General features: G+C 69.0%; 11 protein-coding genes. 2 read left to right on the plus strand and 9 right to left on the minus strand.

Features of this window, described 5'->3' with window-relative positions; translation table 11 throughout:
• Positions 1-9 precede the first annotated feature (9 nt).
• The 7 genes from guaA to OXM58_02485 all read right to left on the minus strand — a co-directional run bounded on the left by guaA (position 10) and on the right by OXM58_02485 (position 7,565).
• The gene (guaA, locus tag OXM58_02455; GenBank protein ID MDE0147206.1) at positions 10-1,557 is read right to left on the minus strand and encodes a glutamine-hydrolyzing GMP synthase; all 1,548 of its coding nucleotides are present in this window, start codon (positions 1,555-1,557) and stop codon (positions 10-12) included.
• A gap of 88 nt (positions 1,558-1,645) precedes the next feature.
• Positions 1,646-2,176: a GNAT family N-acetyltransferase gene (locus OXM58_02460; GenBank protein ID MDE0147207.1), complete on the minus strand. Its 531-nt coding sequence runs from the start codon at positions 2,174-2,176 to the stop codon at positions 1,646-1,648.
• Entirely contained in the window at positions 2,173-3,474 is a 1,302-nt protein-coding gene (locus tag OXM58_02465; protein MDE0147208.1) for an RsmB/NOP family class I SAM-dependent RNA methyltransferase, read from the minus strand. The genes OXM58_02460 and OXM58_02465 overlap by 4 nt, the downstream gene beginning before the upstream one ends.
• A gap of 9 nt (positions 3,475-3,483) precedes the next feature.
• Positions 3,484-4,971: an IMP dehydrogenase gene (gene guaB, locus OXM58_02470; GenBank protein MDE0147209.1), complete on the minus strand. Its 1,488-nt coding sequence runs from the start codon at positions 4,969-4,971 to the stop codon at positions 3,484-3,486.
• Between the two features lie 122 nt (positions 4,972-5,093).
• Positions 5,094-5,735 carry a maleylacetoacetate isomerase gene (gene maiA, locus OXM58_02475; protein MDE0147210.1) on the minus strand — a complete coding sequence of 214 codons (642 nt, stop codon included), beginning with the start codon at positions 5,733-5,735 and terminating at the stop codon, positions 5,094-5,096.
• Between the two features lie 82 nt (positions 5,736-5,817).
• A complete protein-coding gene (locus OXM58_02480; GenBank protein ID MDE0147211.1) occupies positions 5,818-6,753 on the minus strand; it encodes an alpha/beta fold hydrolase in 936 nt (311 codons plus the stop codon).
• Between the two features lie 119 nt (positions 6,754-6,872).
• On the minus strand, positions 6,873-7,565 hold the full coding sequence (locus tag OXM58_02485) for a DUF429 domain-containing protein (protein MDE0147212.1): 693 nt from the start codon (positions 7,563-7,565) through the stop codon (positions 6,873-6,875).
• Positions 7,566-7,747: 182 nt separating this feature from the next.
• On the opposite strand from OXM58_02485, the gene OXM58_02490 reads away from it, so the two are divergent.
• Positions 7,748-8,965, plus strand: coding sequence for a CoA transferase (locus OXM58_02490; protein ID MDE0147213.1), 1,218 nt, complete (start codon positions 7,748-7,750; stop codon positions 8,963-8,965).
• Positions 8,966-8,979: 14 nt separating this feature from the next.
• Here OXM58_02490 and OXM58_02495 read toward each other — a convergent pair whose 3' ends face one another.
• Entirely contained in the window at positions 8,980-9,336 is a 357-nt protein-coding gene (locus OXM58_02495) for a hypothetical protein (GenBank protein ID MDE0147214.1), read from the minus strand.
• 116 nt (positions 9,337-9,452) lie between these two features.
• Complete coding sequence (locus OXM58_02500; GenBank protein MDE0147215.1) at positions 9,453-10,529, minus strand: malate/lactate/ureidoglycolate dehydrogenase; 1,077 nt, start codon at positions 10,527-10,529, stop codon at positions 9,453-9,455.
• Between the two features lie 58 nt (positions 10,530-10,587).
• Here OXM58_02500 and OXM58_02505 point away from each other — a divergent pair, with 58 nt between their 5' ends.
• Positions 10,588-11,745 carry an alpha-hydroxy acid oxidase gene (locus OXM58_02505; protein ID MDE0147216.1) on the plus strand — a complete coding sequence of 386 codons (1,158 nt, stop codon included), beginning with the start codon at positions 10,588-10,590 and terminating at the stop codon, positions 11,743-11,745.
• Positions 11,746-12,311: the final 566 nt, after the last annotated feature.

Genomic DNA, 12,311 nt, shown 5'->3' on the forward strand with positions numbered 1-12,311 from the left:
GAGCAGTCCCTATTCCCACTCTATGGTCCCCGGCGGCTTGGAGGTCACGTCGTAGACGACGCGGCTGATGCCGGGGACTTCGTTGACGATACGCGTCGCGGTGCGGCTGAGGAAATCGTGGGAGAAGGCGTAGCTGTCCGCCGTCATGCCGTCGGTCGAGGTCACGGCGCGCAGGGCGCAGACCCAGTCGTAGGTGCGCTCGTCGCCCATGACGCCGACCGCGCGCACCGGCAGCAGCGCGGCGAAGGCCTGCCAGATTTCGTCGTACAACCCGGCGTTGCGGATTTCCTCCAGGTAGATGGCGTCGGCGCGGCGCAGCAGATCGGCCTTCTCGCGCGTCACCCGGCCGGGGATGCGGATGGCGAGGCCGGGGCCGGGGAACGGATGGCGCCGGATGAAGGCCTCGGGCAGCCCGAGGTCGCGGCCAAGCGCCCGGACCTCGTCCTTGAACAGGTCGCGCACCGGCTCGACCAGCGCCATGTTCATCCGCGCCGGCAGCCCGCCGACATTGTGGTGCGATTTGATGGTGGCGCTCGGCCCGCCGGTCGCCGAAACCGATTCGATGACGTCGGGATAGAGCGTGCCCTGGGCCAGGAACCGGGCGCCGCCGATCGCCTTCGCCTCCTCCTCGAACACGTCGATGAACAGGCCGCCGATGATCTTGCGCTTGGCTTCCGGGTCTTCGATGCCGTCCAGCGCATCGAGGAACGGGCCCGACGCCTCGCGATGGATCAGCGGGATGTTGTAGTGGTTGCGGAACAGTTCGATGACCTGTTCCGCCTCACCCAACCGCAGCAGGCCGTGATCGACGAAGATGCAGGTGAGCTGTTCGCCGATCGCCTCGTGCAGAAGCACGGCGACGACCGACGAGTCGACGCCGCCCGACAGGCCGCAGATCACGCGCCCGCGGCCGACCTGGGCGCGGACCCGCTCGATCGCCTGCTCCCGGAACGCCGCCATCGTCCAGTCGCCGGCGCAGCCCGCGATCAAGTGTGTGAAATTCCTCAGCAGGTGCGCGCCCGAAGGCGTGTGCACGACCTCCGGATGGAACTGGACGCCGTAAAAGCGCCGAGCCTCGTCGGCGATGGCGGCGAAGGGTGCCCCCTCGCTGGTGCCGACGGCCCGGAACCCTTCGGGCAGGGAAATCACCCGGTCGCCGTGGCTCATCCACACCTGGTGGGTCTCGCCCGGCTGCCAGACCCCGTCAAACAACGCGCAGCCGGCCTCGACGCGCAGCGACGCCCGGCCGAATTCGCGGTGATCGGAGGATTCGACGGCACCGCCCAGGATATCGACCATGGTCTGCTCGCCGTAGCAGATGCCGAGCACCGGCAGGTCGAGCTCGAAGACGACCGGGGGCGCGGCGGGCGTGCCTTCCGCCGCCACCGAGGCCGGGCCACCGGACAGGATAATGGCCGCCGCGCCGAATTGGCGGATCGCCGCTTCGCCGATACTGAACGGGTGAATCTCCGAATAGACGCCGGATTCCCGGACCCGGCGGGCGATCAATTGCGTCACCTGCGAGCCGAAATCGAGAATAAGGACGCGGTCGGTCATGGCGGTGTCGGCGGCCGGGAAATTGTCGTTTGGACGGGCTTATAGCAGCGGCGGGCTTGGGCGGGCCACGGGCGAGTTTCTCGCCGCTTCAGGCTTCGCTCAGGTCACGCCAAGTATAGCTGATTTCCTTCAGGTCCGTGCCCCACAGCCGTTCGGTCCGTTCGGCTGTCCGCACTCCGCCGGCCGCCTCGTAGAAGAAGCGCGACGGGTTGCCGGACAGCACCCACAGCATCGCCCGGCTGTAGCCGCCGGCGCGCAGCCCGCGCAACGCCGCGCGCAGCAGGGACCGGCCGATGCCCCGGTTCTGCCAGTCATGGTCGACATAGAGCAGATAGATTTCGCCTTGCGCCTCCGGCCCGCCCCGCGCGGGCCCGGCGCTGCAAAGGCCGACGACACCGCGGTCAGGCACCCGGCAAACAAGAATGAATTGCCTGTCCGTTTGCTGACCGATCCAGCGGGCGAACCGTGCTTCGTGGACCGATTCCTGCATCGACACGAGAACCCGGTCCGGGACCAGGCCGGCATAGGCCGCCCGCCAGGTCTCGACATAGACCCGGGCGAGCCCACCGGCGTCCGCCGGCCGGGCCCGTTCGATCCGGAAGCGATCATGCGTTGTCACTGCCGCGTCCGTTCCATGACGGCGACGAAGAATCCGTCAGTCGACGCAATATGGGGCAGGAGCCGGACAGCGTTGCCGGCGATGGCGGCGGCCGGCGCCGCTGCGCCAAGGACCGCCGGCCAGATATCGCCGACCGCAAGGGGCGCGAACGCCGGATTACTGCGGAGGAACCGTCCCACGACCGCATCGTTTTCGGCCGGAAAGACGGAGCAGGTCGCATAGACGAGGCGGCCGCCGCGCGCGACCGCCGGAGCCGCCGCGGTCAAAATTCCAAACTGGTCGGTCTGCAGCGCATCGTAGCGCTCGCGGTCGAGACGCCACGGCGCTTCAGGCTGGCGGCGCCAAGCGCCGCTGCCGCTGCACGGCGCATCGACCAATACACGGTCGAACCCGCCGGCTTCGACCGGATCGCCCGGTTCGATGGTCCGGGTCTCGATGATCGTCGCGCCGGCGCGCCGCGCCCGGCGGGACAGCGGGGCCAGACGGTCGGGATCGGTATCGGTCGCGACGATCCTGCCCTCATTCGCCATAGCGGCAGCGAGCGCCAGGCTTTTGCCGCCGCCGCCCGCACAATAGTCGAGCACGCGCATACCCGGTCGGGCAGCGACCAGGGCCGCTGCAATCTGGGAACCTTCGTCCTGGCTTTCCAGCCAGCCTTCCCGGACAGCCGCCAATTGCGCCAGGTTCACCCGGCTCAGCAATCGGATTCCGAGCGGGTCAAGCGCCGTCGGAACGGCATCGACGCCGGCGTTCCGCAACGCGGCCAGACAGGCTTCGCGGGCGGCCTTGAGCGTGTTGACCCGCATGGTCGCCGGCGCCTCTTCCGCGAGCACCCGCCAACCTGCCGGACCGGAGGTGCCGAGCACCGGTTCGGCTTCGGCAGCCAGCCAGTCCGGCATGTTGGCAACAGCCCAGGGCGGCGGCCCGGACGCCGCGCGCACGGCATCGGCCAATGCCCTCTCCGATGCGTTCAACCCCTGCGGGCCGTAGGCCGAACCGCCGAACAGGCCGTCCATTTCCGCTTCGGAAAGACCCGATGCACCAGCCAGCGCTGCGACGGCGAGGTCCCGGCCGGACAGCCTTTCCTGTCCGTTAGCCCACAGCGCCCGGCCCCGGTAACGCAACGCCTGCCATACCAGACCTGTGATTGCCCGGCGGTCTTTCGATCCGATATAGCGGCGCTTCCGGGTGTATCCAGCGACGACCGCGTGGGCTGGCGTCCGCTCCCGCCCGGCCGGTGGCGAGAGGATGGCGTCGAGGATTTCGATCGCCGCCTGGACGCGCCCGCCCGGGGTCATGCCGCTCGTCTAGAACCCGCGATAGTTGGGCGCTTCGCGGGTAATCGTCACGTCGTGGACGTGGCTCTCGCGCAGACCGGCGCCGGTGATGCGCTGGAACCGGGCGTTGCGCTGCAACTCGGCGATCGTCCGGCTGCCGGTATAGCCCATCGCCGCCTGAAGGCCGCCGACCAGTTGATGCAGCACGGCGGAGAGCGGCCCCTTGTAGGGCACCTGTCCTTCGATGCCTTCGGGCACCAGCTTGAGCGGCTCGGCGATTTCCTGCTGGAAATAGCGGTCGGCCGAGCCGCGCGCCATGGCCGCGACCGAACCCATGCCGCGATAGCTCTTGTAGGACCGGCCCTGGTAGAGGAAGACCTCGCCCGGCGCTTCGTCCGTGCCGGCGAACAGCGAGCCGATCATTGCGACGGACGCGCCGGCGGCGATCGCCTTGGCCAGATCGCCGGAATATTTGATGCCGCCGTCGGCGATCGCCGGAACGTCCACCGCCGCGCAGGCTTCGGCGCACTCCATGACAGCCGTCAACTGGGGCACGCCGACGCCCGCGACCATTCTTGTGGTGCAGATCGATCCCGGCCCGATACCGACCTTCACGGCGTCGGCGCCCGCATCGATCAGGGCTTTCGCGCCGTCGGCCGTCGCGACGTTGCCGGCGACCAGTTGCGTGGCGTTGCTCAGCCTCCGGATCCGCTTCACCGCCGCCAGAACGCCCTCGGAATGGCCGTGCGCGGTATCGACGACCAGCACGTCCACGCCGGCGTCGAGCAGGGCTTCGGCCCGTTCCAGCCCGGCCTCGCCAACGCCCGTCGCCGCCGCGACCCGCAGCCGCCCCCGTTCGTCCTTGCAGGCGTTCGGATGGCGTTCGGCCTTGTCGATGTCCTTGACCGTGACCAGTCCGGTGCAGATGCCGTCCTCGTCCACCACCAGCAGCTTCTCGATCCGGTGCTTGTGCAGCAGGCGCTTGGCTTCGGCCCGATCGACCGATTCGGCCACGGTGACCAGGTCTTCGCTGGTCATCAGCTCGCGCACCGGCTGCTGCGGATTGTCGGCGAAGCGCACATCCCGGTGGGTGATGATCCCGGCCAGACGGCCGTTGCCGCGCTCGACCACCGGAACGCCCGAGATCCTGTGGCGGTTCATCAGATGCAGCACGTCGGCCAGCGTCTTGTCGGGCGTGACCGTGACCGGGTTCACCACCATGCCCGATTCGTATTTCTTGACCTTGCGGACTTCGCCGGCCTGGTCCGCCGGCTCCATATTCTTGTGCAGAACGCCGATGCCGCCCGCCTGGGCCATGGCGATGGCAAGCTTGTGTTCGGTGACCGTATCCATCGCCGCCGAGATCAGGGGAATTCCCAGCCGGATCGACCGGGTGAGCCGGGTGCCGGTCCCGGTTTCCGCGGGCAAAACGTCCGACCGGCCGGGTTGCAGCAGGACGTCGTCGAACGTCAGGGCCTCGGGGATGGAAGCGGAAAGCGGAACGTCGGGGGCGGACATGCGGTTCGGGCCTGCGCACTTTGCCGTTGCAGCGCAACTCCGGATCGGTTGCGGCGGCGGACGGCGGTTGCCGATTGTCCGGCCTGTTTAACCACGTTCCCCCGGTCAGGCAAAGCCGCGCGCTACTCGGCGTCCTCCTGATTGCCGGGCGCGGCGCGCTCAAAGGCGTCGTGCGCGTTGCAGGCTTCCCCGATGCGGCGAATCGTCGGAAAGCGGTCCATGTCCGCGCCGAAACGGGCGGCGTTGAACAATTGCGGGACCAGGAAGACGTCCGCCATCGTCGGCGTTTCGCCGTGGCAGAAAGTGCCGGTTGCCGGATGGCCGGCCAGCATGCGTTCGAGCCCGGCGAAACCGAGCTCGATCCAGTGCCGCGCCCAGGCCGTCACCGCCTCCTGATCCTGGCCCAGTTCGTCTTGCAGATATTGCAGCACCCGCAGGTTGCCGATCGGGTGGATATCGCAGCCCGGCACCGCCGCCATCGCACGCACCCGCTGCTTTCCGAGCGGATCGGCGGGGAGCAGCGGCGGTTCCGGGAAGGTTTCCTCCAGCCATTCGAAGATTGCCGGCGACTGGACCAGCAGATCGCCGTCGTCCGTCTCGAGCGTCGGCACCTGATGCTGCGGGTTGAGCCGGCCATAGTCCTCGGCATACTGCGCACCGTTGCGCAGGTGGATCGAGACCTTGCGGTATTCGAGGCCCTTGAGATTGAGCGCGATCCGCATCCGGTAGGCGGCGGACGAGCGGTAATAGCCGTACAAGGTCAGCATGGCGGATGTCCCCGCTTTGTCCGGGCGCTCGCGGGCGGCCGGGTCTCGGCCGTCCGCGGTACGTCGGGATGGAGCGCCGTCACGCTGCCGTCTTGCGGAACACCTCCAGCAGGGCGTCCGGCTGGGCGTAGAAGGGTGAATGGCTGCCGCCCATCCGGTGCACGACGGTCTTGCCGCCGATGCCGGACCCGTCGACCAGTTCGACCATCCTGTCCTGCGCCGCCGCCGGGATCGCCCGGTCCTCGGCCAGATGGATGTAGTGGCGGGCGACCTTGCCGAATTTCTCCGGCGTGACCGGCGATTTGACGCCGACCGTCTGGGCAACCTCGTCGCAATGCAGCAGATTGGCGATCGCCGCGAAATGGCCGTCGGTCACGTCGGCATAGAACGCTTCCTTCGCCGCGGCGACGTAGGCGGGATCGGACGATCTGGGATCGATCCGCAGCGCGCCGATCTTGGCCGGATCGCCCATCACCAGCGGCAGCACCTTGCCGGCCTTGAAGCTGGGATCGCCGAGCATCTCGCCCGGTGACATGCCGCCGCGCAGCATGAAGGCGGTAAGGTAGACGACGGAATGGATCAGGTCGGGAACCGCCTCGGCGACGGCCGAGATCGTGTTGCCGCCCCAGGAATGGCCGACCAGCACCACCTTGCCGTTGCCGACGCCGGCAGCGCTCTTCACCACGTCGACGACATGGGCGGTGCGCTGCGCCTGGGTGACCTTGGCGACCGGCGAGACTTCGGTGGCGAAGGCCTTCTTGTCGAGCGGGCGCTTCAGGAACGAGGCGGGAAACCGGGTGCGGGAGCCGGCGCCGGGCAGATCCACGGCGAAGGCGGCGTGACCGGCCTTGGCGAGCCGGATCGTCATCTCGTTCCAGGTCCAGGCGCCGTGCCAGGAGCCGTGCACCAGCACGAAGGCCGGCTTCGCCTTGCCGGCGGCCCGGGCCCCGGCGGACGCGAGCGCATAGACGCCGGCGCCCACGGCCCCGGCTTTGAGGATATCGCGGCGGTTCATGGCGGAAGCCTCCCTTGATGGTTCGATACCGGATTGTGCTGGGAGCGTCCCCGGATGGCAAGAACGCCGAGTCCCGCGGCCGGAGAAATTCAGACCGGAAAGATTCGGGCCAGAGAAATTCAGAACACCATTTCCATCGGCAGGCCGCGGGCGTCTTTCGGCGGATCGGCGGGCAACTGCCCGTGACGGCCCAGAAGGACCCGGGCGGCGGAACGGCACAGCGCCAGCGCATCGACGATATCGTCCCGCGCCGCGCCCGAGCCGCGCGCCGCCTTGAGCCATTCGAGCACCGTATCCCGGTCGATGAAGCCGGCGAGCGCGTCAAGCCGTTCCGCCTCGCCCTCCGGCGTTTTCTTGTAATGGGCCATCGGCCGTCCCGAAACGCCGGCAAACGCCAGTTCGGGGTGGCCTTCGCGGAAGGTCCGGCTGCGCGCCGGCGTGATCCAGATATCGACCTCGCGAATCTTGGGAAGGATGTTCCACATCTGCCTGGTCAGCCCTTCTCCGTCATCCTTGCCCCAGGCGTTGGCCGATTCGTAGCTGCTCATGGCGAGCAGGGTCCGGCGCACGCCGGTGAACACGCTGCTGCGCCGCGGGCCGAGCATGGCGCGCGCTTCCAGGTCGCAGGCCCGCCGGCCGCTCTCCGGCAGGCCGATCGGGATGTCGATCACGACCATGTCGGTCTCCGGCAGGTCGTCCAGCGCGGCGACGACGAGCGGCGCGGCGAAGCGGTCGGCCGCATCGCGCCGGACCATGACCCAGCCCGCCCGGCAGCCGTCGACCCCGGCGACCGAGCGGCCCGGTGTCGGCAATGATGAAGAGCGCCGCTCCGAAGCGAACGGTTCTGACGGCATTGCCCTATCGTGCGCCATGCGCGGATTTCGCGCCAACAGTCGTTGCAACCGCCCCGCCGTTGCGCCGGTTCCGGGGCTTGCCTATAAGCGCCCTGCCGTCCTCGCCGCCACCACGCTCCGCAACCCGATGGGAAACCCGCATGCCCGGTCCGCTGGAAGGACTCCGCGTTTTCGACCTGACCCGCATCCTCGCCGGGCCGACCGCGACCCAGGTTCTGGCCGACCTCGGCGCCGACGTCATCAAGGTCGAGCGGCCCGGCACCGGCGACGACGTGCGCGGCTGGGGCCCGCCCTTCCTGAAGGACGCAGACGGCGAAGAACTCCTCAACGACAGCGTCTATTTCAACGCGGCGAACCGCAACAAGCGCTCGGTCACGATCAACCTGGCGACGCCGGAAGGGCAGGGCCTGGCCCGGCGCATGATCGCGCAGTGCGATATCCTGTTCGAGAACTACAAGACCGGCGCGCTGGCGAAATACGGCCTCGCCTACGACGATCTCAAGGACGAATTTCCGGGTTTGATCTACTGCTCGCTCACCGGCTTCGGCCATACGGGCCCGTACGCCCCGCGCAGCGGCATCGACCTGGTCATCCAGGCGACCGGCGGCATCATGTCGATCACCGGACCGGAGAGCCAAGAGCCGTGCAAAGTCGGCGTCGGCGTGGCCGACCTGATGTGCGGCCTTTACTGCAACGTCGGAATCCTGGCCGCGCTGCGCCATCGCGACCGCACCGGCGAGGGACAGCACCTCGACATGGCCCTGCTCGATTCCCAGGTCGCCTGGCTGGTCAACGAGGGCATGAACTATCTGCACACCGGCGAATCGCCCAGGGCCTGGGGCTCGGCCCATGTCTCGATCGTGCCCTACCAGGCATTCCCGGCGTCGGACGGGCGCTTCATCCTGGCCGTCGGGACGGACCGGCAGTTCGTCGCGTTTGCCCGATTCGCCGACGCGCCGGAGCTGGCCGAGGATCCGCGATTTACGACCAACGCGCTCAGGGTGCGCAACCGGGCCGCCTGTGTCGAGGCGGTCTCGGCGCTGACCCGCGGGCTTCCGCGCAGCCATTGGCTCGAGGGCCTGCCGCCGCTCGGCGTGCCGGTGGCGCCGGTCAACAGCATCGGCGAGACCTTCGACGATCCGCAGGTCCGCTCGCGCGACATGGTCGTGGAGATTCCCCACAGCGCGACCGGCAAGGCCGAACCCTACATCGCCAGCCCGCTCAAGCTGTCGAAGACGCCGCCGGAATACACGCGCCCGGCGCCGACCGTCGGCGAGCATACCGAAGAGGTGCTCGGCGAACTGCTGGAACTGGACGAAGCGGCGGTTGCCGCGCTGCGCTGCAAAGGCGTGGTATAAGCGGCGGCCGCCCCTCAAAGCTGCCGGTTGACCGCCGCCGTGGCGGCGTCCGACAGGCGCTGGCCCTCGAAGACGTAGCCGACCGCAACTTTCCGGCCGCGCGGGTAGAAGCAGCTGGCCAGCTTGCGGGTATTGTTCTGGATATAGGTCAGCGTCACGTCGGTGACCTTTTGACCGTCGACCGTCCGCGCGGCCTCGGCGCTGTCGTCCACACTGTATTTTGCGGTGTTGGGGCCGGTCCGGACCAGCACCGCCAGCGCCTTTTCGCACTGCGCCACTTCGGCAGACGAGAAGACGCCGCCGGTGGACGCGCAGGCGCCGAGCAGCATTGCGGACAGCGGCGCCAGGATCGGCAATGGAAGAATACGCATTCGGAGCCTCGAACGGCAGCAACCCGTCTTGGGAATATGCGGAACGGGCGGCCGATGTGCAATCCCGCGCTGCACAGAACGGCGGCGGTGCCCTGCGTCACGCCCGCGAGGTCCGATCATCCGGCGCCTGCAAGCTCCGAGAACCGCGCAGCGCCCAGCCCGGTCGCTGTCGCAGCGGCCTGCAATTCGGACCACGTCGTTTCGTCGATCCCGATGCCGGCGCGGCTGCGTTCGGCCTTGTGCAGGCGCTCCGGCTCGCCCGCGACCAGCACCGGCTCGGACGGGTCGGCCGGCGGCGAAGCCTTGACCCAATCGACCACGGCGGCGGCTTCGGCGAGGAACGGCCCGCGACCGGCCAGCCGCTCCGGATCGATGACGATGGTGAGCATGTTGTTGCGGATGCCGGCGTCGCGCCCGCGCTCCGGCCGGATCGTCATGCCGCCGGTGAGCGCCGCGCCCAGCAGTTCGGCCATCAGCGCGAGCCCGTAGCCCTTGTGATCGCCCATCGGCGTCATGGCGCCGGTCGGATCGGTGAACATGACCGAGGGATCGTCCGTCGGCCGGCCGGCGCTGTCGATCAGCAGGCCGTCGTCCATCCGGCGGCCTTCGTTCATGGCGACCCGGACCTTGCCGAGCGCGACCTTGCTGGTGGCGAAATCCAGGACGATCGCCGGCTTGTCTCCGGCGGCGGGCACGGCGATGCAGACCGGGTTGGTCAGGAACCGGGCGTCGGCGCCGCGGAACGGCGCGACGGTCGCCTCGTGGCCGCCGACATTGACGAACTGGATGGAGACCATGCCGGCATCGGCGCAGGCCTCGCCATAGGTGCCGACCCGCCCGATATGGTGCGCCAGGATCAGGCCGCTGACCGCGACGCCCAGCTCCCGCGCCCGTTCGACCGTCCGCCGGGTGATTTCCAGCGCCGCGACCTGGCCGTGACCGCCGCCGGCGTCGCAGACCAGGAACGGCCCGTCGTCGCGCAGGGTCTCGAGCGGCCGGTTGAGGGCGAGCGTGCCGGCCTGCCAGTTCCGCACATAAAGCGGCATCATGCCGACGCCGTGGCTGTCATGGCCTTTCAAATTGGCCTCGACCAGATGATCGGCCACGATTTCCGCTTCGGCGTCGCCGCTGCCCATCGCGGCGAGCATGGCCTTGACGGCGATTTTGAGGCTGGCGTGCGGCACGGTCGGCATGGCAGGACACTCGCAGATTTCCCGGAACAGGTGGCCGGCCGGGGCGCCGGCGGTAAGGATGGCCGGACTTTCCCGCATTTTGACGATTGCCGACATGCGCGAGGCGGCGCAGCGCCGGCTGCCCAGGGTGATCTTCGATTTCGTCGACGGCGCCGCCGAAGACGAGCTGGGCAAGGCGCGAAACACCGATGCGCTCGACGCCGTGCAGGTAACGCCGAACTACCTGGTCGATATCCGCGAGCGAAGCCAGAAGAAGGACCTGTTCGGGCAGACCTGGGACCGCCCGGTCGGGATCGCGCCGACCGGCATGAGCAACCTGCTGTGGCCCGACGCGGACCTGTGCCTGGCGCGCGCCGCCCTGGCGGCCAACGTGCCCTATATCGTCAGCACCGCAGCGACGACATCGATCGAGGATATCGGCAGGGCGACCGAGGGCCGGTTCTGGTTCCAGCTCTACGCCCAGAGCGACCGGGAAACCAACCTGGACCTGATCCGCCGGGCGCGCGAGGCGGACGCGCAGGCGCTGGTGCTCACCGTCGACGCGCCATGGCCCGGCAAGCGCGAGCGCGACCTGCGCAACGGCTTCAGCGTGCCGTTCAGGATGACGCCGAAAACGGTGCTCGACGGCGCCCTGCATCCGCGCTGGGCGCTGCGCTTCCTCGCCGGTCCGGCGCCGCGCCTCGCCACCATCGCCGCCTACGCCCCGGAGGGCGCCACCGCCGGGACGCTGGCGGCCTTCATGGTGGCGCGGATCTCGCAGACCCTGACCTGGGACGATCTCGCCTGGCTTCGCGACGCCTGGGACAGGCCTTTCATCCTGAAGGGGCTGCAATCCGCCGCCGACGCCGCCCGCGCGAAGGCGCTGGGGGTGAACGGCATCATCGTCTCGAATCACGGCGGGCGGCAGCTCGATGCCGCGCCGGCGCCGGTCAGCGTCCTGCCCGCGATCCGCGCCGCCGTCGGGCCGGAGATGGCCCTGATCCTGGACAGCGGCATCCGGCGCGGCTCCCATATCGGCCGGGCGCTGGCGCTCGGCGCCGACTTCACGCTGGTCGGCCGTGCGACGCTGTACGGCGTCGCCGCCGCCGGCCGGCCCGGCGCCGCCCGTTCGCTCGATATCCTGCGCGACGAACTCGACCGCTTCCAGGCCCAGACCGGCTGCCCGGACATCGGCGACATCGGAAAGCTGGAGGCCGCGCTGCCGGCAGCAGCGTAACCGCCGGCCCGCTTCCGCAGCCGGACGGGGCACCCTGCGGGATATGCCGATGCGTCATGAAATGTCATGATTCGTCATGATTCGTGGCGGTATCCTCCTCCGTTGCGCATCCGCAGCCCGGCCTCAATTCTGAGACAGACCGGTCTATCTTTCGCGTTTTTTTCGCCACCGATCCGCTTTTTCCGGCGTGGAATCCGCAGAAATCCGCCATTTCCGTTCCGGAATTTATGCCCAACAAAAACAAGGTGTGTATAATTTCCCAAATTGCCGACATCGGACGGCCGCGCGGCGGCGGCGCGACCGCGGCGCCGGAAAGGCGGCTTTGGGCAGGCGTCAGGAAATGTCATGATTCGTCATGTTTCTCCGTTTCCGGCCAAATTCTGGGCTTCAATGCGTCCCCCCTCCCCTTGGGGGAGGGGGTTAGGGGGAGGGGTCCGTTGGCGTCGCCGCAGACCTTGAACCCGACATCGGCGCGGCGGCGGACGCGGGGGGGGGGGGGGGCGGGCCCCCGCCCCGGGGGGGGGGGGGGGGGGGGGGGGGGGGGGGGGGGGGGGGGGGGGGGGGGG

The organism is Rhodospirillaceae bacterium, from assembly GCA_028819475.1.
In the GTDB taxonomy this organism is placed as follows: domain Bacteria; phylum Pseudomonadota; class Alphaproteobacteria; order Bin65; family Bin65; genus Bin65.